A 21,628-nucleotide genomic window follows, 5' to 3' on the forward strand; every position below is an offset into this window, starting at 1 on the left:
CCGGTGGCGGTGAGTTTGCCGTAGTTGGCGGTGAAGGCGACGCCGAGGGTGATGTGGCGGCTGATGTCGCTGTCAGCTCCGATGGTGCCGCCCCAGCTGCTGAGTTTGTAGCCGGGCTGGTCTCCGTTCTGCGAGATGTCGCTGTTGGCTCCGTTGAAGCTGGCCCAGGCGTTCCAGTAGGGGAGGTCCTGCTGGACGACGGAGGGGTCGATTCCCATGGTGACGGTGCGGTTGCGGATGGCTCGCATGTTGCGTTCCTGGGTGCCGAGCTGCGCCGCGTTGAGGGTGGTGACCGTGGCTCCGGAGATGGCGGCCATGAGCTGGGAGGCTCCGGCGCGGTTGCCCGCGGAGATGCGGCTGTCGATGGCGTTCATGGCTTGCGCGAGTTCGCTGCCGGGGTTTTCAGCCTGGGGGTTGACGGTGCGGAGGGCCCGGTCGAGGAGGGCGCCGCCGGCCTGGGCGTTGTGGCTGAGGCCGATGGTTTCGTAGTACGGAGACCGGCTGGCGGCGGTGACGAGGATGAGCTGGTTGCCGCGCTGTTCGAGGCGGGAGCCGGCTGCATCGAAGTATTTGCCGAAGAGCTGGTCGTAGGCGACGGTGATGTTGTCCGAGCCGGTGGTGGCGCCGTTGACGATGACGATTTCAACGGGGCTGGTGCCCTGGATGAGTTTGGAGTTGCTGCTGGCGCTGAAGCGCATGACGCTGCCTTCTCCGAAGCCGAGGGCGGCTCCCCCCGCCATGTTGATGTAGCCTGCGGAGAGGTTCTGGACGGGGTCGGTGTTGAGGGTGAGCGCAAGGGTGCCGTGTGCTACCGTGCTGTTGCCGCTGAGCGTGAGCTGGTTGTTCGTGCCGCTCCCGTTGTTCGCTAGGAGGTTGACGATGCCGCCCGTGATGTTCATGCTTGCGTACGAAGCTCCCCATGTGCGGTAGTCAAGAGTCAGTGTACCGTTTTCACCGGCTGCGATGGAGGCTCGGCTGTTGCCCATGCCTGTGATGGTCAGGTTGCCTTCGCGTACGGCCAGCGTGCCGGAGAATCCGCTCAAGTCGCCCTTGAAGGAGCTTGTGCCCGAGGTGGTTAGAGAACCTCCTCCCTGAAGAACGGCGAGATCTCCACCCTGAAGCTGGCGTACGGAAGCTTCCGCTCCGGTGGCCAGATTCAAGGTGCTTTTGTCGGCGATGTTCAGGATGACGTTGTCGATGCGTCCGCTGGTGCCGATGGCGAGCGTGCCCGTGTTGATGTTGAGGGTTCCGGTGGAGTCGCTGCTGCCGATGCTGCCGTTGTACCAGCCAAGCGGGGCGGTGCCCAGGTCGATGTCGAGGGTGGAACGGTTGGACAGGTCGATCATGCCCGAGGTGCCGTCGTTGATGCCTTGTACGCTCAGTTTGCTCTGGGAGCCGCTCATGGAGAGTGTGCCGCCCTGCAAGTCGAGGGTGTTGACGGCCAGCTGGCTCTTGGCGCCTTGTACGGCGAGGGAGGATCCCTGGCCGATGTTCAAGGTGTCGATGGAGTGCTTGCGGTGTTGTCCGGAGAGGTTGATAGCTCCTTCACGAACTGTCAGGCTGCCGTCGGCCGCTACCTTGAAGGTGCCGCCGACGGTGAGGGCATAGGCGCCGTCCTTGACGATGTCGGTGTTGACGGCATTGATGCTGCCGAGGTAGGTGGTGTCTGCCGTGGCATTGCGCAGGGTGACGAGTGCGTTTTCACCTTCCACGCTGCTGTCCAGAGTGAGGGTGACTCCGTTGCTGGCTGTGCCCGTGCCGTAGACTTGCTGCATAACGAGGCCGTCCGGATGGGTGTCCGGCGAGGTGCCGGGCAGGGAAATGCGGAGGTCGTGGTCCATTTGCACGGCTTCGAATGCATCCAGTGCGTTGTAGGCGCTCAGGGTGTAGGCTTCGGGCAGGGTAACCGCGCCATCGACGGAGGCAACGAAGATGTTGCTCAAGGAGGCGGAGAAGTTGATGTAGCCGTTGCTGATTGCCGTGTCGGCGATGCGCAGCGACATGGAGTTGCCGTAGGTGATTTTGCCGGCATCCGCCGTCAGGGTGCCGTCCGTGACGCGCAGGCCGACGTTGAATTCCGTATCTCCGGCCTGTGCTTTCAGGGCGGCGACGAGTTCGTCCGAGAGGTTGGCGGTCAGGACTCCGTCCACGATGAGGTTGGCTCCGGAGATGACGCTTTCGGGGGTGTTGCCGCCCGTCGGCTGCGCCTGGTCGACTCCGAAGTTGAAGGCTGCCGTGCCGACGTGGATGGTGCCCGTGACTCCCGTCAGGCGAGCTCCTCCGGCAGAGGTCTGAAGCGAGGTGATTTTACCGCCGTTCATGCCGCCGAAGTCGGTGGCGCGGCCATGGGTCAGGTTGATGTCGAGCACGCCGATGTTACCCGTGATGCCTGTCAGGTTGCCACCGCCGTTTACTGTCAATTTGGACAGATTGATGCCGTTCAGGCTCAGGTTACCCGATCCGTCGGTTCCGCCCGTCATGACGATGTCGGCTGCGACCGTTCCATTCAGCGAACCGCCTGCAAGCGTGATTTTGTGTGCGCCCGTCAGGCTGGATCCGGCATGCATGGAGAGGTTGAGGAAGGATGTGTCGCCCGTCAACGCGAGAACGGTGCTGTCTCCGAGAGAGACGCGGTTGGCGCTCGTTTGCCAGGTGAATGTTCCTCCATCGAGGTTCAGCGTATTTGTTCCTTCCAGTACGATGGTGCCGGCAAGAATCGTCGTGCCTGCCGTGGAAAGGGCGGAGGCATCGCTGCCGACGGTCAGTTGCCTGCCGTATGTGCCATTCGTACCGAAATGCAGTGAGCCACCGTCGAGGCGGATGTCGTTGCCGATCGTGGTGCGCATGTCGGTGAGGGTGCCACCGGCAAGGCTGATGCCGTGAGGTGCGGTCAGGGTGAGGGATTGCCCGAATGTGGTGTCTCCGGTGATGCTCAGCGTATTCGTAGCTGCGGCCATGGTGATGGTTCCGGCGTAGGTGCCGGAGCCGATGGCAAGGCTGCCCTGGTTGACGGTGATGGTGGTGGCGATTGCATCCACAGCGACGGGATTCAATTGAAGGGTGCCCGTACCGCTTTTGACGATGTTGACGGCTCCGGCATACTGGGTCCAGGTGACGCTGCCTGCGTCCGCCGTGATGTCGATGGCGGCGTCGGTGCCTTCAGCCGTTTTGAGGCTGCCGGAGATGACGTCGGTCGTCCATCCTGTCGCGCTGGCTCCGTAGGTGAGAACGGCTCCGTCCTTCATCGTGATGTCGACGGCGGCCGGATTGAAGGCGAGGGGGTCGTGAATGACGGTGCTGCCTGCATTCAGCGTGACGCTGCCGAAGGTGTTTCTTCCGTTCAGGATGATGGTGCCCGCTCCTCCCTTGACGAAGGTGTCGGACGTGAATCCTGTTCCGGCGATCGTGTAGGTGTAGGCCTGTCCGAATGCGGCATTGAGTGATTTGACGGAGAGTCCCGTTTGGGTGTCGACGGTCAGGGAAGTCGAGCTGGTCGATACAAAAGCGGTTTCAGTCAGGTAAACATTGTCTGTGGCCGTCGGCGCCGTGCCTTGCCCCCATGCGCCGCCCTGTGTGGCGTTTTCCGTGTCGCCTGTCCATTGGTAGGCATTTGCACCCAGTGCATAGCGGATGGAGAGCGTGCCGCCGTTGCGGATGACATGGTAGGAGAAATCTCCCAGTTCGGCCGGGATAACGGCGGAGTTGGCATCCGTCCAGGTGCCTCCGGTCCAGACTGCCAGTACGTATTCATGCTCGTTGATGTAGTCCGTGACTCCGGAGACGTCGATGGTGATTTTACCCGTACCGGAGAAGGTGGTATCGGCCAGAGTCCATGTGTTGGAAGAGGTCGTGTAGATGAGCGAGGCATCCGCACCCGTGTTCCACGTCATGTTGGAGGTGTTCAGCATGCTGGAGCCTTCAAGCCGGATTTTGCCGTTGAATGTGTTGCCTGCGAGAGCAAGGTTCGTGCCGTTGGATGCCTTGACGATGCCTGTGTAGCCGGACATGTCTCCGGTGAACGAAGCATTGCCGCTGATGAGGGTGATGCCGCTGCTGCCCGTGATGATGTTGGCAATCTGCTTGGTTGTGCCTGCTGCGTAGTTGATGTCCATGGCATGTCCGTCGCCAAGGGCGATGGTGCTGGTGCCGAGGCTGCCGTCCGTACCGCCGTTGCCGAGCTGGATTTTACCGTCGTTGACGGTGGTGGTTCCGGAGAAGGAGGATGTATGTTCGCTCGCGATGACGAGGGTGCCCGTGCCGCTCTTGGAGATGCTGCCGTCTCCCGTCACTGTGGCGTCGAGAGAGATGTCGCCGTTGTCATCACCGACGAAGACGGATTTGCCTGCCGAGGTGGCGATGGACATGCCCGAGAGCCCGGACGCGGCGCTGTCGATCTGGATGCCGGCCGCCGTACCGATGGTGAGCGTGCCCGTGTAGCTGTTGTCCGTGCCGGACAGAATGAGGCGAGCTCCGGCTGTGCCGCTGTTGTAGGTCAGGGCTTCCGCCCCTTTCAACCCGCCTGTCAGCGTCAGGCGTTCGCTGTTGGATGCCAGTACGCCGGCAGCGGATACCGTGATGGAGCCGGAAATGACACCCGCGCCGAAGTTGTTGACCGTGAGGTTGCCTCCGTCCAGAATGAAGCCGTTGGCAAGGGTGGCGGTATTGGCTGCGCCCGTGCCCGAATTGGCCGAAACGGTCAATGTGCCTCCGTTTTGAATCGTGGCGATGCCGCTGGTGCCGTCCGCATTGTAGGCGCCGAAAGGCGTCAGGGTGAGTCCGTTGGTCACAGAGTTGGCGTCGAAGGTGATCGAGCGTCGGACCAGCGTCAAGCCCCTGTAGCTGTTGGTCGTCCAGCCGTTGCGGAAGGCAAAACTATTGCCGTATGTGGAACCGGTGCCTTCATCCTTGATTGACAGGTTGCCCGTACCGGAAACCGTGCTGTATATCAATGTCGCATTGCCGAAAATGAAACCGCCTATGTTTGCATAACCATCTCCCGTATCCAAAATGAAGTCCATGGAGATGGAATGGGCTCCTCCAGAAGGATTGGTCGCCCAGACTTGCACTCCCGACTTCAACGTCACGGTTCCCGTACTCTTGCTGGTGAAATTGCCGTTATTGCCGTCAAAAATGAGTTTCGAGTTGGCCCCCATGATGATGTGGCCCGCATTGAGAGCCGACTTGCCGCTGCCTCGTGCGGCCAGCGTCAGCGTGCCGCCTTCCGTGAAATCCAGCGTACCGGTGAAACCGGGGCTGTTGTCGTTGAGGGTCAGGCTGCCTCCTCCGACTTTGGTCAGTGTGCCTGTACCGATGATGGCGCCGGAAATGGTGCCCGTCCCCGAATGGAGGCGGATGCTGCTGTTGCCTACGACAGTCAAGGTGCCGCTGAGAATGGCTCCTTCAAAACGAATCGCGCCGGACTTCGCCACATCCGAACCGGTCCAGCCGGAGCCGGAGATGGTGATCGGCTGGGCCCATGTGCCGCTGCCGATATAGAGCTGGCCGCCTTCCGTGACAGAGATGGAAGAAGCGGAGAGTGCAGCGCCGGCTGCAAGGCGTCCGCTGCGTATGATAATATCTCCCGCATAGGCTGCGACATTGGCTGACGGTGCTGCGGAGCCGACCGTTCCGGTATCGTTCCCCGTCGTCCAGTCGATGACGAGTGCGCCGTTACCGGCGGTGCCAGTGATGGTTCCGAGTCCGGCCTGTGCGTTCGTGGATTTGATGACGACTTCACCGCCTGTGATGGTGGTGCCGGTCAATCCTTGCGTATTGCTGATGTTGGCGGTGCCTCCGCTGACGGTAAGTGTGCCTGTGCCCAGAGCATTGGCGACGGTGGCGTTCAGAATGCCTTTGCTGACGTTGATTGCGCCGCTGTATCCCGTATTGGCCGAGTTGAGATTGACGATGACATTGTCGCCGTTGAGGGTCATTGTACCTCCGCCCGTGATTCCGTTGCCGCCCGTGGCCGTCGCAATGTTATAGATTCCGCTGGTGATGGAGATCGAAGAAGGAGCTACGCTTCCCGTGATGGTAATATTGGTCGTTCCTGTGCCTTGCAGAGCGACAGCATCGCCTGCATCGAAGGCTTCCGTACCGTTCCAGCCCGTCGCGCCCGTCGTCCATGCCAGAGGTCCGGTACCGATCCATGTATGGGTGCTGTTGTTTGCCAGCGCCATTTTCACGATGCCGTCAGCAAAGGAAAAAACGGCTTTTTTCCCGGCCGCGATGTTTTTGGTGCCGAAGAGGGATGCATTAAAGGCAAAGGCCGTGTCGGTGACAGAGAAAAGGTTGTAGGTGCCGTCCGTCTGCGAGGCGATGCCGCCGAGATCGACGATCATCAGGCTGGTACCCATTGCCAAGCTGCCGAATGTGGCTTTGGGGGCAGTCGTGCTCAGTGAAGTCAGTTCAAGCGTGGAATTGGAGTTCAGAGTCAGGGTGTTGACCGTCAGGGTGCCGCCTCCGAGGCGGAAAATCGCACCATTGGAGGTCAGTCCGTTGGTGAAGGCCAGTGTGCCGGAATTGGCCGTTATTTTTCCGGTAAAGGGCGCGGCAGTGGGCGTGGACGTAGATCCGGCGATGGTGACTGTGCCGATGACGCCGCTGAATGTCTGCGTGCCTGTACCCGCCATGGTGATTCCGATGTCTGGTCCAAAGATTCCGCGATAATTGTATGTACCCGCTCCACCCAAGGTCAGGATCGCGGCCGTGCCTGCCGTGACGCGGCATGTGGTTGTCCCAGGCTGCAGATCTCCGCCGCCATGGAGTCCGGACAGCAGGGCATTGCCTGTGAAATTCAGGGTGTATATATTATTGCCGACAATGCTTTTGTTGGTTGCGGAAAAGTCGAATGTGGCATCTGAAAGCTTGTTTCCAGTCAGGTTGAGGGTCACGGATCCCCAGATTTCATTGGAAAGTGTTATTTTGCCGTTGAATTTGGCAATCCCGGCCGAACTGGATCCTCCAATGGTGAAGGTGGTGAGTTGATTGGCATTCGAATTTGCCCGCAAATCCAGAATACCCGAGGCTGCATCGGTTCCGGCCAAAATATCGCCGGATAATGTCAGAGTCTTTCCATTGGTCACCGCGTTCCAGCTTGTACCGTTGTTTCCATAGGCAAGAGTCGTTCTGCCGGAATCCACGGTGATGTTGGTGGCGTAGGTCTGGGTCATTGCTGCGTCTGCTGCCACGGCAATCGTTTTGTCTGCTGCCATCGACTGGGAGGCCAGTATCATTCCACCGATGGCAGCAACGGCCAAAGTACCCGTGGAGAGAGTGAATGTGCAGGCTGCAACTGAACTGCAGGCAAGAAGAGCCGTGCGCAATTTGAGAGGGAGGCAGAGTTTCATGATCGTGATATAGAGATATGGACAGGCTTGCTCCGCACTCGGAGCACAAACCAAGCGAGTTATCAGTATATTCCATATGCTCCCGGAGTCAAGCCAGAGATTGAGGTTCGTTTTTTAGACGTTTCGTATATGTTGGATGTAATTTGATTTTGTATGTTTATGTTGGAAAAAATGATTGTTCCGGGATGCTTCACGAGTTGCAATATCATATAAAATTTTCATGTTGAATATTTGAGCGGCAAGGTGCAGCAGTGAGAAATCATGGATTTTACCTTGACGACGAGAATAGCCATTTGTTACACTGCGAATGGTTCTTGCAGCGGTCTGCATGGCCTTTTTACCTTTCAATTTACAATGAACTTATCACCGATTATTCTTGGTTTCTGTATGACGGCTTTGACTTGGGCCGGATCTCCTGCATCCGTCGATGTTCCTGTCATTCCCCGGCCAGTTTCGGCTATGGCACCTTCCGACGGTGATCCGACTTCCGCAACGACCCAACTGAAGACGCCACGCATTTTCTATTCGGATGACAATCTGCGCGAATCGGTTCTCAATCTGCAGCGAATGCTGGATGAAGGTACCGGCTCGACAGTGGAAGTTTCGAAAATCGATTCCATGGCAAAACCCAAGCTGGGACCGAATCTGACGCCTGTCTTCGTGAGAATGAGCACGGACGATGCCTTGAAATCCAAGGGTGAAGAAGCCTACGAGCTCGATATTCAGCCGAACAAGGTCACCATTGAGGTCAACGGGCCCAAGGGTGTTTTTTATGCGGGGCAGACTCTGGCTCAACTGTTGCCGTCCGCATTCTTCAACTCGTCTCCCGAAGCCAAGAAGTCCGTACGCTGGACTTTGCCCATCGTGACGATTACGGACTATCCCCGTTTTCCGTGGAGGGCGTTGCTGCTGGATGAAGCCCGCCATTTCTTCGGTGAAAAGGAAACCAAGCGTATCATCGACCAGATGGCCGCGCTGAAGATGAATGTTTTGCACTGGCATCTGACGGACGATGCGGGCTGGCGCATCGAGATCAAAAAATATCCCAAGCTGACGGAGATCGGCAGCAAGCGTGCCGATTCCGAGATCGGTACCTGGGGCAGCGGCAAGCGCGAGGGTAAACCGCATGGCGGCTATTATACCCAGCAGCAGATCCGCGATATCGTGAAGTATGCCGCCGACAGGAATATCACCGTGGTGCCCGAGATCGGCATGCCGGGCCATGTGAGCGCACTGGTGGCTTCCTATCCCGAATACGGCACCGACAAGAAGCCGATCGTGGTGCCGGAGCATTTCGGCAAACTGCCGTCCGCTCTCGATGCGTCCGATCCCAAGGTGTACGAATTCCTTTCCGACATTCTCGATGAAGTGATTCCTCTGTTCCCCGGGCAGGTGATCCATATCGGCGGGGACGAAGTGATGTTCGACCAGTGGAAGAACAGCCCCGCCATCAAGAAGCTGGCTCAGGAGCAGGGATTCAAAAATCAGGATACGGACATTCAGGTGTATTTCACCAACAAAATGTCCGACATCGTCGACAAGAAGGGCCGCCGCATGATGGGCTGGAACGATATTCTCGGCCACGATCTTCATGGCCAGGGCGCGGCGGCTTCGACCCAGAAGCTGGCGAGCAATGCGATCGTCCACTTCTGGAAGGGCAGTGCGGATCTTGCCAAGCAGGCGATCGAGCAGGGCCACGATGTGATCAACTCCACGCACTCCTCCACGTACCTCGACTACAGCTACGGCAGCATTCCCATGTCCAAGGCCTACGCCTTCGAACCCATCTTCTCCGGCCTCGACCAAAAGTACCACAAGAAGGTGCTCGGCCTCGGCTGCCAGATGTGGACGGAATGGGTGGCCGATACGGACAAGCTCCATTATCAGATATTCCCGAGGCTTTGCGCCTTTGCTGAAGTGGGTTGGACTCCTTCCGAACGCAAGGATTACCGTTCCTTCAAGCAGCGCATGCAGCCCCAGTACGAGCGCATGGATCTGGCGGGCATCAAGTACGCCAAGGATGTGAAGGAAAAGGTGACGCATGAAGATATGTTCAATGCGAAGAAGGTAGCTGACTGGACGCCCGAATCCATCAAGCCGGGTGTCTGCGAGTGGAACGTAACGCCTGACGTGGCTGCGGGCAACAATAACGTGACGTTCGTCTATTCCCGTGGCAATAATGCCTTGCGCGTCAAATCTCTCGTGCTGCTTGAAAACGGTACGCCCGTTGCGGAAGACCGCCATGTCTGCCACAGTGGTGTCGAACAGAAGGAAATCGTGTACAAGCTTGTGCTGCCTGCCGTCAAAAAGGATGTCACCTATACGCTGAAAGCCGAACTGGAAGGTGTGGACGGACAGAATTCATACGGTTCCCTGTATCTCGAACATTAAACATCGCAGACCATTTTCTGCAAACGCGCTGTGCCTGTCCGGCACGGCGCGTTTTTTGTGCCTTGGAAAGGCGTCTAAACGTTAGGTTCATGCGCGATTTCAGCTTGCATGAAGGAATGCGGCAGGGTATATTCTGCGAACCCATGAGCAAAGGAACTCGACCCGGAAGAACGAAGAAGAAGGTGGAAATGACGGAACGGCAGGTTTGGCTGCTTGTTTTAGGTATTCTGGCTCTTCTCGGATTCGGCATTTTCTACGTGTTTTTCGATATTATCTGAATCGGGCAGCGGTTGAGCGGAGTGAAATTATTTGACGAATTGTTTTGATTTTCAATCAAAACATTGTCTTTTTTTATTGTTGGAATAGTCGGCAGGTAGCGTTTTTTATATCTTGACGTACCTGCCTATGTCTCTATGATGTATGATCAGCCGGACGGGTTTCCCGTCGGCTTTCATTCATTACGAACCCCTGACCACCACTAGACGATCATGAGCCATCATCGTATCATGCCGGCATTGCTCCTTGGAGCATGCTTTATTCCGCTTGCCGCTGCGGAGGAGCAGGCGGCGCAATCCGAACTTTCTGCCCTTCAGGATATGGAATCGGCGGAACAAGCCTACAAGCGTGTGTTCGACCGTTTCGGCCGGGAGCCTTTGGCGCAATTGAGGGCCGATATTCTGCGTGATCTGCCCGGGTACCGTTCACGTGGCGAGTTCCGGGCCGCTTTGCAGATTTTCGAATTGACCCGCGATGCCGAAGGCGTCGCCAAGGTGTTTGCCTCCATTCCGGCCAGCCTTCGCAACGATACGAAGCTGTTCGAGGAGCTTGGCTGGTATTCTTCAGACGATCGCTCGCTGGGCAGGCGGGCTTGGTTGAAGGCTCATCCTGCGGGATATGATTACCGGGGGAATGTGGATGATCTGCTGAGCGATGTTCGCGACAAGGGGACGACGGCGGATGAATCCATGCAAATCCTGATCAAGCTCGCCGAGGCGAATCCTTCCATTTATATCCAGTATCTGGGGCTGCTGCCGGATCCGGGGCTGGAAGTCGATCGCATGGTGCGTAGTTATCCGACTGCCGACTCTTCGGGGAAAGCGAAGATCAGGGCGAGGATGTCCGAAATGACGAGGACTCCCAATGAGTGGAAAGTTCAGATCGCCTTGTTCCATTCGCTTCTGGATCCGGAAAAGGAGGAAGACCGAGAGATATGGCTGCTGGGCGCCTCCACGCTGGGCAAATGGACAGAGGGAGCCGAGTTCCTGATCAAGCATCTTCACGACGAGTATTCACCGGCAGAAATAGAAGAAGCAGGGATGCTGTGCAGCATGCGCATCGACGATGCGACGCTTCGCCAGTGGGCTAAGAGTGCGCGTTATCAGCGGCTCGTTTCGTTCCTGCTGAATGCGGGCAGGGCGCAGGATGCGCAGCAATACGCGGAAGAGGGATTCGGCAAGGGAGTGGATGCCATGAGGGCGGTCGAGGTGTGGAATACGCTCGGTACCATGCAGAAGACAAGCGGTGCGGGCACTTTCGAAGGCATGTTGCAGAAAGCTGAGCCGAAAGCGGATACATGGGAGCATTTCAACAATCGTTTTTCTTATTACATGGGTCGCAAGGAGTCGGAGAAGGCTCAGGAAGCCCTGCAAGCAGCTGTCGACAAGGGGCGCGAGACGGGGAATTCCGGTATGGTTTGCACCGCCTACATGGCATGGGGCGATTACCTCAGGGAGAAGGCTGGCGGCCTTGATCCCAAGGCGGCGGACGATCCCCGAAGAGCCGATTATCTGCGAGCGATGCAATGTTATGAACAGGCTTATGAAACGGCCTGCGAAATGGATGATTCACACAAGCGAGCATGGTGTGCCGGCCGCATCATCGACGAATGCAAGGGTACGTATTCTTACCACTTGTACCGGGCCATCATCGGAGCGGAACAAGCTGAAGCGCGGCTCAAGAAGCTGTACAAGGCGGAACTGGCTGCGGGGTATCCTCTCGCTGCAGGTATCCCCTACGCTGCGGAAAAGAGCCCCGTGCGCATCGATGACCCGGTCTTTTCCGCCATCACGGACCCGGCACGGTGCAAGGGGATGGGATCGAGAGGATTGGCAGACGGTTTGTTGCTCCAGCTCTCCTATGCCCGCGAAGACGAAGTGCAGCCTCTTCTGGAGAAGATGGCTCGCATGCTGGAGGAGCTGGAACGGCAGAGCGCGCAAGCAGCGGGAAATCAGGAGCAGGAGAAGGGGTATCTCGAACGTTACCCGCTCGGAGATACGTTCTGCCAGTCCATCATCTTTGCGAGGGATCTTCCCTGGAGGGCCGCCGCCGCGCGCTACGCCCTGCAGCGGTACCCGGATTACCATTCTCCTTTGTATCCGGCTGCGGCCGCCGAACTGCTGGCGGCAGCTCTGCCTGCTCTTGATCTGGCCGAAGGCCGTGCATGGGCCGATCGTATCTGGAACAGGAAGGCGATGAGTGTCGAAAAGAGGTTGTCCATCCTGCAGGCCCTGCAAAAGAAGGCGGATCCCGCTTCTCCCGAATACGGGCAGCTTGTCCTTGAATGTGAAGCACTTTTCGGCAGTACGGGGAAAGCCGGAAAGTAAGAGGTTCGATCGCTATCTTCGGATACGATGAAAGGGCGGAAGAGATGGTCTCTTCCGCCCTTTCTCACCATACATGCAAATAAGGGGTTCGGTTCAGGTGAACATGGACGTCATTTTCTCGACGACGCTGCGCACCTGGGGATCGGTTTTCATCTTGCGTTCGATCGTTTTGGCCGCGTGGATGACGGTGCCATGGTCGCGGCCGCCGAAGGCTTCGCCGATGTCCTGCAGGGAGCTGCCGGTCAACTGGCGGCTGAGGTACATGGCGATCTGGCGCGGATGGGCGATGTTGGCCGTTCGGCGGCGGCTGCTCATGTCGGACAGGCGGATGTCGAACTGCTCGGAAACACGGCGCTGAATCTCGTCGATGCTGACCTGTGTGGATGTTTCTTCGCGGAGGATGTCCTTGAGCTGTTCCTTCACGTCGGCGACGGTGGGAGTACGCTCCGAGAACGAAGAGAAGATGCTGATGCGGGTCAGTGCGCCTTCGAGGCGGCGGACGTTGCGCGTGATGCTCTTGGCGAGGAATTCGATCACATCGTCCGGGATGGTGACTTTCCACTGCATCTGCTTGTGGCGCAGGATGGCGATGCGCGTTTCCAGGCTGGGCGGCGCGATGCTGACGGTGAGGCCGCTTTCGAAGCGGGAGACGAGGCGCGGTTCCAGCTTGGTGATTTCGTGGGCTGGGCAGTCTGCGCTCAGGACAATGCGCTTCTGGCTGTCGAAGAGGGTGTTGAAGGTGTGGAAGAATTCGTCCTGCGTCTTTTCCTTGCCGCCGAGGAACTGCACGTCGTCGATCAGCAGCACGTCCACCTTGCGGTATTTCTTGCGGAAGTTGGACAGGTGGTCGCCCTTCTTGGTCATGGCCGCGATGTAATCGTTCGTGAACTCTTCGCTGGAGATGTAAAGCACGCTGCAATTCTCGTCGCGCTCCTTGATGGCGTTGCCGATGGCCTGCATCAGGTGCGTTTTGCCGAGGCCGGAATCGCCGTGGATGAAGAGCGGGTTGTAGATGGATTTCGGCGACTGGGCCACGGCCATGGCGGCTGCGTGGGCGAATTCCGAATTGGGGCCGACGATGTAATTGTCGAAACGGTAGTTCTCGTTCAGCTGGCTGTTGACGGTCTGGGTGGAGCGGCGCGGTTTGCCTGCCTTGCGGGCGGCTGGGGGCGCTTCTTCGGTGGACTGTTCCACGGCGGGGGCAGGTTGCGTACCGTCGTAGACCCGTTCGAACGTCAACTGCCGGGAGCCGTCGAGCAACTGGGCGGCGAGGTCGCGAATCTGGTCGGCGTAGTTGATTTCCACCCAGTCGATGCACATGTCTGCGGGGTAGGCGATCACGAGGTGTGTGCCTGTGTCGTTCTGAAGGGTCAGCTTGGAAACGAAGCTCTCAAAGCCGTAGGCATTGATTCGTTCCCTGAGACCGTCCAGCATGCGAGTCCAGAGATCGGACAGCGATTGCACGGGGGTGTGAGCAGAGTGTTGCATGGTCAGTATGTCGATGGTGTAAATCTGTCGCAGAGCAGGGGGGCGCAGCCGTGTCGGTCGCAAGCCCGCCAAGTGTCGGGAAGGCGAAATTAGCTCTATCCGGAGAAAAAGAAAATCTCTTTTTTTCTACCCGGAATTTCTCGGCATGAAAACGGACGTTCCATGCGTGTTCCACGCCTTTTTTTTTTTTAGGCTTGCAATTGGTTTTATTTCGGAAGAGTTGATTATTATTCTTTCTTTCGAGTGTGTGAAAAGATATGTGAATAAGTTGTGAACAAGTTGTCGTTTCTTTGTGAATAAAAATTACAATATAAATACAATGAATGAGTTAATGAAATAAAAATAGTTAAAAAACATAACTATTTTTTGTGGAACAATCTGTGAATAATCCAACAAACAAGTCGGGCGTCATGCCTGAAAATGCTGCCATCCAGTAGGGATGGAAGGGGCGACGGAGCCGCGTGGAACGAGGCGTCCGATGACCGTGACAGGGGTCTCGGGAAAGAACAGTCCCTGGACGCGGAAAAGGTGATCCTCGAACTCGGGATCGATCGTGAAAAGGAGTTCGTAGTCTTCGCCGTCTCCGAGGGCTTGCTCGATCGTGCAACCCGGGTGCAGGGGAAGGCTTTCAAGATTCAGTTTGTAGGAGCATCCCGAGGCCTCTGCCAGCCGGGGGAGATCGGTGCCGAGGCCGTCCGACAAGTCCATCATGGCCGTGGGAAGGAGTCCGTTGGAGCACAGTATCCGCGCTTCCCTCAGCCTCGGCGTGAAGTCGAGGTGCCTGCCGGAAACGAGGGACCCGCCCAGCCGACCGGTGACGCAGAGGAGGTCGCCGGGTTTTCCGGTGGAACGCAGGACTACTCTTCCGTGAAGGACGCGTCCTGTCACAGTGACGCTGAGAGCCAGCCCGTCGAAGGGAAGCGAGGAGGTTTCTCCTCCTGCCAGGGAGACTTCATAGGCGGCAGCCATGGAGGAAAGTCCTTCGTAAAGCCGGAGCAGGGATTCGACTTGCCGGGAGGGATGCACGAGGATGGTGACGAGGGCGTGTTCAGGGTCGCCGCCCATGGCGGCGATGTCGGAAAAGGCGCGTCCGAGCGCTTTGCGTCCGATGAGGTACGGATCGGTATCCCGGAGAAAGTGGACGCCTTCGACGAGAGCATCCGTTTTCAGCAGCGTATCCCAATGCTCATCGCGGGTGACGACGGCGCAGTCGTCTCCGGGCCCTACCAGAAGTTCCTCATTGCCGGGGAGGCCCGGCAGAAGCTGCCGAAGAAAGGCGTTTTCACCGAGTTCGTCCAGTTTCATGAAGTACCGAAGATCAGAAGATAGGCGATGGTCGTCGCATTGAAGACGGCGTGCGCCATGATGGGAACGAGCAGGGTGCGGGTGCGCTCATAGCAAATGGTCAGCAGGAAGCCGATCAGAGCCAGAGGCAGGGCTTGTCCCAGGCTGTTATGCACGAAGGCGAAGAAGAAGGATACCCCGATGTTGGCGCATATGGCGGGGATGTATCGCTTGAGAATGGGGTAGAGATAGCCGCGAAAGCAGATTTCCTCCAGCAGAGGGGCAAGGAGGATGGCGGAGAATGCGATACGCATCTGTTCTTCGGCATCGCCTGTGCGTAGAGCCTTAATGACGGCCTGTTCTTCAGGCGCGCCTGTGCGATTGCATATCCATTCCATCAGGCCGCTTTCTTCCATGAGCCCCGTACCAAGACGAATGACCAGCGATATGCCGACGATCCATACGATGGTGGATACGGCGGAGGGGAGCTTCCAACTGTACATCTCCCGCACGGGCGGGGTGAACATCCGGAAGAGGATGAACATGGCAAAGATGGCGAAGGTCGATACGTTCACCAGCAGCATGCAGAGGCACATGCACAGGGCGACCGTATTGTCCGCCCAAGTGAAGCCGGAGGTGGGTATGCCTTTTTGCTCGGCCCTGTTCGGCTTCAGGATGCGGCGGCCGATGCTCCACAGGATGCAGGCAATGAGGATGTCCCACGTCAGGCACTGGATCAGGAATTGCCATGAGGAAAGCGGAGTCGTTCCGTCGGCTTGCGAGAGCATGCTCGCCGGGATGATCGACGGAAGAAGAAATTCGCTCATAAATGCCGGGCGATTGTAGCAGGCATGCCAGGTAAAACAAGCAAAAAATCGAAAGCGGACGGGAGGCCCGACGCATAGCGCTTGCATGCAAAGACTCCGCCGGATGGTGGGACATGCTGAACGGGATATTGTCTGCCGATTGTTTTGTTACATCTTCTTTCTTGACTTGCTTGCGCGTATCAAATAGGCTGGGCGTGTTGAGTTCAGTCAGCACGCTTGCGTCTCATGCCTTCGCCTCTGATATCCATTGTTGTCCCCGTGTACAATGTCGCTTCCTATTTGAGGGAGTGTCTGGAATCGATTCTGGAGCAGACGTATGAGAATCTTGAAGTGATTTGCGTCAACGACGGCTCGACCGACGGTTCGTTGGCCATTCTGGAAGAATACCGGTCGAGGGATTCGCGCGTGCGAGTGATTTCGAAGCCGAATGCCGGATACGGGCACACGATGAATATGGGGATGGATGCCGCCACAGGCGATTACCTCGGCATCGTGGAATCCGACGATTTTATCGAACCGCGCATGTACGAAATCCTGATGACGGCGCAGCAGAAGCACGATGTGCCCGTTGTGCTGTGCCCGTGGTTCGACTACTGGACCGACGGCAACCGTAAAAAGTGCTCATTCCCGCGCGGCTGGCGCAGCGAGCAGGTGTTCTGCCCGCTTGACCGCCCCCAGATATTTTCCGGCAATCCGGCCATCTGGGCCGCCTTGTACGATTTGAACTGGCTGCGTGCGAACGGTATCCGCTTTTTGGAAACGCCGGGAGCGTCGTTTCAGGATATGTCTTTCTCCTTCAAGGTACTTGCCAAGCTGGAGAAAATCTGCGTCGTACCGGATGTGCTGCTGAATTACCGCCGCGACAATGAAAACTCGTCCATGAACAGCAAGCACAAGGTGTTTTGCATTTTCGACGAGACGGACGAGATGAGAGCCTTTTTCAACAGTGCGTGCGAAGGCAATACGAAGATTCGCGATATTCTTTTCAAACGCAGCTATGAGGTGTACCGGGCGAACCTGAAACGGATCGCCCTGAAGTACAAGCTGGGCTTTCTCCACCGCATGTCGCAGGAGACGAAGAAACATTTTTCGGATAACGAAGGCGATAACCAGTTTTTGGAAGAGAAGGATATTCTCAACCTGCGAGCCCTCTCCCGGGGCGTGGGCCGGTATCTGCTGCGCCGTTCGCTGTCGCCGTTCTACGATGTGACGTACAAGGGCAATACGCGCCGCGTGAAGGTATTCGGCCTGCGTGTGAAGAAATCCGCCCACCGTGGCGCGCACTGAGAGAGGTTGCCTTTAAGGGGTCGGGGAGGTCAGCAGGGCTTTCATGGCATTGGAGCCCGCTTCGTCCGCCGGGGTTTTACCTTTTTGGGTGCGTAAGGATGGGTCGGCCTTATAGTGGAGCAGGAGGCGTGCCAGCGGCAAGTCGTCGGCACGGGCGGCAAGATGCAAAGGTGTCGTACCCTGTTCGTCGGCAGCGTTCGGGTCGGCCTTGCTTTGCAACAGGAGTTCGGCCATTTCCAGACGTTGTTGATCGTCTGTTGCGTTTTGGCTGATTGCCTGGTACAGAGGTGTCTTGCCATTTTTGTCGGCCTTGTTTGGATTTGCCTTGTACTGCAACAGCAGCTTGCCTATGCCGCTATCGCCGTATTTGGCGGTAATGAGCAGGGGAGTCGTGCCGTGTTCATCGGTGGCATTGGGATCGGCGCCGTGCTGCAGCAGGATTTCGGCGATGTCGGGTAGGTTGGTATCGACGGCTCGGTGAAGAGGTGTACCTTTCGTGCCGTTGCCCAAGTTGACATCGCAACCTTTTTCAATGAGGTATCTGACGTAACCGGGGTCGATGCGGTCCCGGTTGACTTTGTCCCGGAAAAATTCCCAGCGGCAAGTTCTGTCCTTCATTTGGGTGTGTGTCCATGGGACTGTGCCGCTGCAGGCTCCGTGCAACACGGATGCCGGATCCATCGGCGATCGGCTTGTGGTTTGGAGTTTGGCTTTTCCTTCTTCGATGAGGATACGGGCTTCGTCGGGATCGGCTTCGAAAAGGCAGGTTGTACCCTGGGCGTCGATATCGTCGGGATTGGCGCCGTACTTGAGCAGCAACCGGATGCTTTCCGGTTGATCCCAGCGGCAGGCATACCAGAGAGGCCGTTCCGATGAGGGATCCAGCAAGGCATTGGGGTCGGCTCCATGTTGCATCAGCATTTCGGCAACGTCGATCAATCCCAGACAGACGGCAAAGTGCAGGGCGGTAAAGGTTTCGTCCGGTAAGGTAGCATGAATGGTGCTCCGGCGCACGATTGTATCGAGGTTGAGAGACAGTTGTTCACAGAATCTCTGTTGTGTGCCGAGGTGTTGCTTTTGGGTTGGATCGGCGGTTTTCGCTTCGAGCTGGCTGAGCTTGGCTGCCAATCGTTCGATGGATTGTTTCGCCTGCTGCAGTTCTACGGGCGTGATTTTTTTGTCGGGATGGAGCTTTTGGTATGCTTCGCTTCGGAGGCGTTCGGCCTGTGGAAGTTTGCCGGCATGGCAGGGGACGCCGATTGCCAGAACGGCGCCGATGGTCAGCATGAGGGTAGATGTGGTCATACGCAACCATGATGGCACGGAGATGGCGGAAGGCAAGGAAAAAACGAAAAGGAACTCTGCTTCATGCGTCATTGCCTGCGGCACAGCGCGGCCATGTCTTCGGGCAGGGGGGCGTGGATGCGAACAGTCTCGTCGCGCCATGGAAACGAGAGGGCGCAACTATGCAGAGCATGGCGGGGCAGGTGCAGCCTGCGGTGCATGTCGGGAGTCCAGCCTTCGGCGATGAAGTCGAGGTAACAGGTTTCGTCGAAACCGTAGATTTTGTCTCCGAGGATGGGATGGCCGAGATGGGCGAGGTGAACGCGGATCTGGTGCATGCGCCCGGTGCGAGGTATGCACCGGATCAGGGACATGGCAGGCAGGTTGCGTGTGGCGGGAATCGTTTTGAGTACGCGGAAAGAGGTGAAGCAAGGCTTGCCGTCCGGATGGCAGCATTGCTTGACGTGGATGCGCGAGGGGCGGACGCTGCTCTGGCTGAGGATGGGCTCTTCGCAGGTGCAGCTGCGCCATGCGGGATGGCCGAGGACGAGGGCCATGTATTCCTTGTGCAGTTCGCGCCTTTGCATGGCCTTGCCGAGTTCGCGGGCGGCGCGCAGGGTTTTGGCGACGAGGGTGATGCCGCTCGTTTCCCGGTCGAGGCGGTTGACGAGGGATATCTGGCCTCCCGTGGCCAGTTCGTAGGCGAGCAGTTCTCGCAGGCCATGCCAGAGCGTAGGTTCGTTTTTCTCTCCGGTCGGATGCGCCAGAAGCGGGGCTGCCTTGGAGACTGCGAGGAAGTCCTCCGTTTCGTACAATACGGAGAAGTCCGCTTCAACGGCAATGGGCATGTCGTACTTCATGGGCGGATGGAAGCGGGGTCGATTTCCTTCCATTCCCCCTCTTCCAGTCCGAGCGTATCCAGCGAGAGCGTGCCGATATGCGTACGGCGCAGGGTGACGACGGGCGCGCCCGCTTCCGCCAGCATGCGCCGTACCTGATGGTAGCGTCCTTCGTGCAGGGTGAGTGTGCCGGAGCATTCCCCGGTCAGCACGAGATCGGCAGGAAGACATGGCGTCGCCTCGCCGTGGAGCATGTATTCTCCGGAGGCGAACAGGGCGACTGCCTCTTCCGGTACGGGCGCCGATGTGGTGAATGCGTAGATTTTCGGCACGTGCTTTTTGGGAGAGGTCATGTCGTGGACGAATTGACCGTCGTCCGTAATCAGAAGGAGGCCGGACGTGTCCTTGTCCAGCCGGCCGACCGTGGTGACGGAGGGATTGCGCCGCAACCACGACGGGGGCAGCAGATCGTCCACGAGCTCTCCTTCTTCGCGGTGGCTGCAGGTGCAACCCGTCGGTTTGTTGAGGGCGATGTAGATTCCGTCCGGGAACGGAACGGGTTTCCCGTCGATCAGAACATCATGAGGATCGACCTTTTCCGAGACGTTGCGAACGGGCTGCCCCCGGTGCATGGCTCGTCCGGATTTCACCCATCCGGAAGCCTCGCGGCGGGAACAGTAGCCGAATCGTGACAGGAGTGCGTCGAAACGTATCATGCAGGAAGTTTTCTCATAAAAATGAAGAAAAACAAGATTGAAATAGCATCCCCATCGTGATAGGATACATTCACAACATAGATGGCGCGCAATGACGTGCTCCTGTCTTTGTGTCTTTTTACCTCTCACACTCGTTATGATCTCCATCGTCACCGAACAGGAACTTACACCCCGGCAGTCGGATCTTTGGCTGAAAGGTTGCCAATCCGTCGAAACAAAAAACTATCCTTATGCCATCAGCCTGTTGAAGGCTCTTGTCAAGGATGCCCCCGGCTTTCTTGAAGGCCGCAAGGTGCTGCGTGCCTGTGAGATCAAGCAAAATCCCGAGACGAAGAAAAAGACCATGTTCGGCGGCATGCGCCTGACCACGCTGAAGAAGGCCGCCGATGCGGTGCTTACCTCCGTGGAAGACGATCTGGAAAACGATCCGTTCTCCCTGCAGGCCAATGAAATGCTGTACAATGCAGCCATGGAGCTGGGATTGACGGATCTTGCCTCTTTCGCCCTCGAAACGATTTGCCAGGGGCATTCTACCAATAAGAAATATCTTCATTTGCTGGCGAACCATTATATCAAGAACGAGCAGTTTGCCGAGGCCGCCGATGCCTACCGCCGTGTGCTGCAGGTGGACCCGAACGATACGGTGGCCATCAAGGGCGAGAAGGATTGTACGGCCCGTGCCTCCATGCGCTCCCAGAACTGGGAAAACGCCAAGGATTTCCGATCCGTGATGAAAAATGCCGCCGAAACGGCCGATCTGGACAACGCCGACAAGCTCGGCCTGACGCGTGCCGAATTGGAGCAGCGGCTTGCCCGCCTGTCGGAACGCTATGCGGCCGACCAGAGCAATCTTGCCATCGTGCGCGATATCGCCTCCGTGTACGAACAGATGGAAGACTGGGCCAATGCCTATTCCTTCTACAGCTATGCATTCTCCCTCAGCGCGAACGACGTATCCATCCAGGCCAAGGCGCTGGAAATGCGTGAAAACATGCTGAACAGCGAACTCGTGGCACTGGAAAAGGCAGCCGGAGCCAATCCCGACAATGCGGAGTTACAGGCCCGGCTTGCCGAGAAACGCCGCGAACGCGCCGTTGAACAGGTGACGGATTGCAAGGCCCGCGTGGAAGGCAATCCGACCGACCCGCAGCTTCGCTTCAATCTGGGGCAGGCTCTCTTCTATGCAGGAGAATTTTCCGATGCCATTCCGGAACTCCAGCGTGCGCGCAACAATCCCTACCTCCGCATCCGCGCCATGCTGATGCTCGGCAAGTGCTACGAAGCCAAGAATATGTATGACCTTGCGCTCCGCCAGCTTGAAGAAGCCAATGCCGAACTCTTCAACATGGACGATACGAAGAAGGAAATCCTGTACCTGATGGGCACCCTGCACGAACACCTCGGGCAGAAGGACAAGGCTCTCGACAGCTTCAAGGTGATTTACGATGCGGACTACGGCTACCGGGACGTGGCCCATCGCGTGGAATCCGCCTACGCCTGATTGTTCCCGGCCATCCGGTTCCGTTTTACGTTCGGCAGCCCTCATGCGGCTGCCGTCCT

General features: G+C 57.7%; 12 protein-coding genes. 5 read left to right on the forward strand and 7 right to left on the reverse strand.

Going from position 1 to position 21,628, the window contains the following annotated elements; translation table 11 throughout:
* On the reverse strand, nt 1–7,349 hold a 7,349-nt coding region (locus AC781_RS05705; RefSeq protein ID WP_141675779.1), incomplete at its 3' end, for an autotransporter outer membrane beta-barrel domain-containing protein.
* A gap of 387 nt (nt 7,350–7,736) precedes the next feature.
* Between AC781_RS05705 and AC781_RS05710 the strand changes: the two genes are divergently transcribed.
* The 3 genes from AC781_RS05710 to AC781_RS05720 all read left to right on the forward strand — a co-directional run bounded on the left by AC781_RS05710 (nt 7,737) and on the right by AC781_RS05720 (nt 12,343).
* Nucleotides 7,737–9,740: a beta-N-acetylhexosaminidase gene (locus tag AC781_RS05710; protein WP_281241785.1), complete on the forward strand. Its 2,004-nt coding sequence runs from the start codon at nt 7,737–7,739 to the stop codon at nt 9,738–9,740.
* 143 nt (nt 9,741–9,883) lie between these two features.
* Nucleotides 9,884–10,018: a hypothetical protein gene (locus tag AC781_RS14360; protein ID WP_281241769.1), complete on the forward strand. Its 135-nt coding sequence runs from the start codon at nt 9,884–9,886 to the stop codon at nt 10,016–10,018.
* 228 nt (nt 10,019–10,246) lie between these two features.
* Nucleotides 10,247–12,343, forward strand: a complete 2,097-nt coding sequence (locus tag AC781_RS05720) for a hypothetical protein (protein WP_071133155.1) — start codon at nt 10,247–10,249, stop codon at nt 12,341–12,343.
* 93 nt (nt 12,344–12,436) lie between these two features.
* Here AC781_RS05720 and dnaA read toward each other — a convergent pair whose 3' ends face one another.
* The 3 genes from dnaA to AC781_RS05735 all read right to left on the reverse strand — a co-directional run bounded on the left by dnaA (nt 12,437) and on the right by AC781_RS05735 (nt 15,942).
* On the reverse strand, nt 12,437–13,831 hold the full coding sequence (gene dnaA, locus AC781_RS05725; protein ID WP_067774882.1) for a chromosomal replication initiator protein DnaA: 1,395 nt from the start codon (nt 13,829–13,831) through the stop codon (nt 12,437–12,439).
* Nucleotides 13,832–14,239: 408 nt separating this feature from the next.
* Nucleotides 14,240–15,136 carry a thiamine-phosphate kinase gene (thiL, locus tag AC781_RS05730; protein WP_067774885.1) on the reverse strand — a complete coding sequence of 299 codons (897 nt, stop codon included), beginning with the start codon at nt 15,134–15,136 and terminating at the stop codon, nt 14,240–14,242.
* Nucleotides 15,133–15,942 carry a CPBP family intramembrane glutamic endopeptidase gene (locus AC781_RS05735; RefSeq protein WP_067774888.1) on the reverse strand — a complete coding sequence of 270 codons (810 nt, stop codon included), beginning with the start codon at nt 15,940–15,942 and terminating at the stop codon, nt 15,133–15,135. Before AC781_RS05735 ends, thiL begins: the two co-directional genes overlap by 4 nt.
* 225 nt (nt 15,943–16,167) lie before the next feature.
* On the opposite strand from AC781_RS05735, the gene AC781_RS05740 reads away from it, so the two are divergent.
* Nucleotides 16,168–17,229, forward strand: coding sequence for a glycosyltransferase family 2 protein (locus AC781_RS05740; RefSeq protein ID WP_067774891.1), 1,062 nt, complete (start codon nt 16,168–16,170; stop codon nt 17,227–17,229).
* Nucleotides 17,230–17,241: 12 nt separating this feature from the next.
* Here the strand turns inward: AC781_RS05740 and AC781_RS05745 are convergent, their stop codons facing one another.
* From AC781_RS05745 to AC781_RS05755, 3 genes are all read right to left on the reverse strand, one after another.
* Nucleotides 17,242–18,534 carry an ankyrin repeat domain-containing protein gene (locus AC781_RS05745; protein WP_172801838.1) on the reverse strand — a complete coding sequence of 431 codons (1,293 nt, stop codon included), beginning with the start codon at nt 18,532–18,534 and terminating at the stop codon, nt 17,242–17,244.
* Nucleotides 18,535–18,602: 68 nt separating this feature from the next.
* Entirely contained in the window at nt 18,603–19,373 is a 771-nt protein-coding gene (locus tag AC781_RS05750; protein WP_141675780.1) for an RluA family pseudouridine synthase, read from the reverse strand.
* Nucleotides 19,370–20,068: a pseudouridine synthase gene (locus AC781_RS05755; RefSeq protein WP_067774897.1), complete on the reverse strand. Its 699-nt coding sequence runs from the start codon at nt 20,066–20,068 to the stop codon at nt 19,370–19,372. The genes AC781_RS05750 and AC781_RS05755 overlap by 4 nt, the downstream gene beginning before the upstream one ends.
* A 136-nt stretch (nt 20,069–20,204) precedes the next feature.
* Between AC781_RS05755 and AC781_RS05760 the strand changes: the two genes are divergently transcribed.
* Nucleotides 20,205–21,569: a tetratricopeptide repeat protein gene (locus tag AC781_RS05760; protein WP_172801837.1), complete on the forward strand. Its 1,365-nt coding sequence runs from the start codon at nt 20,205–20,207 to the stop codon at nt 21,567–21,569.
* The last annotated feature ends 59 nt before the right edge of the window (nt 21,570–21,628 follow it).

The organism is Neoakkermansia glycaniphila (assembly GCF_001683795.1).
In the GTDB taxonomy this organism is placed as follows: Bacteria; Verrucomicrobiota; Verrucomicrobiia; order Verrucomicrobiales; family Akkermansiaceae; genus Akkermansia; species Akkermansia glycaniphila.

Excerpts from the sequence above, each read along its gene's own strand:
- dnaA (WP_067774882.1), bottom strand. The coding sequence starts at position 13,831 with ATGCAACACTCTGCTCACACCCCCGTGCAATCGCTGTCCGATCTCTGG.
- AC781_RS05745 (WP_172801838.1), bottom strand. The coding sequence starts at position 18,534 with ATGACCACATCTACCCTCATGCTGACCATCGGCGCCGTTCTGGCAATC.
- AC781_RS05755 (WP_067774897.1), bottom strand. The coding sequence starts at position 20,068 with ATGATACGTTTCGACGCACTCCTGTCACGATTCGGCTACTGTTCCCGC.
- AC781_RS05760 (WP_172801837.1), top strand. The coding sequence starts at position 20,205 with ATGATCTCCATCGTCACCGAACAGGAACTTACACCCCGGCAGTCGGAT.
- AC781_RS14360 (WP_281241769.1), top strand. The coding sequence starts at position 9,884 with ATGAGCAAAGGAACTCGACCCGGAAGAACGAAGAAGAAGGTGGAAATG.
- AC781_RS05710 (WP_281241785.1), top strand. The coding sequence starts at position 7,737 with ATGACGGCTTTGACTTGGGCCGGATCTCCTGCATCCGTCGATGTTCCT.
- AC781_RS05740 (WP_067774891.1), top strand. The coding sequence starts at position 16,168 with ATGCCTTCGCCTCTGATATCCATTGTTGTCCCCGTGTACAATGTCGCT.
- thiL (WP_067774885.1), bottom strand. The coding sequence starts at position 15,136 with ATGAAACTGGACGAACTCGGTGAAAACGCCTTTCTTCGGCAGCTTCTG.
- AC781_RS05750 (WP_141675780.1), bottom strand. The coding sequence starts at position 19,373 with ATGAAGTACGACATGCCCATTGCCGTTGAAGCGGACTTCTCCGTATTG.
- AC781_RS05735 (WP_067774888.1), bottom strand. The coding sequence starts at position 15,942 with ATGAGCGAATTTCTTCTTCCGTCGATCATCCCGGCGAGCATGCTCTCG.
- AC781_RS05720 (WP_071133155.1), top strand. The coding sequence starts at position 10,247 with ATGCCGGCATTGCTCCTTGGAGCATGCTTTATTCCGCTTGCCGCTGCG.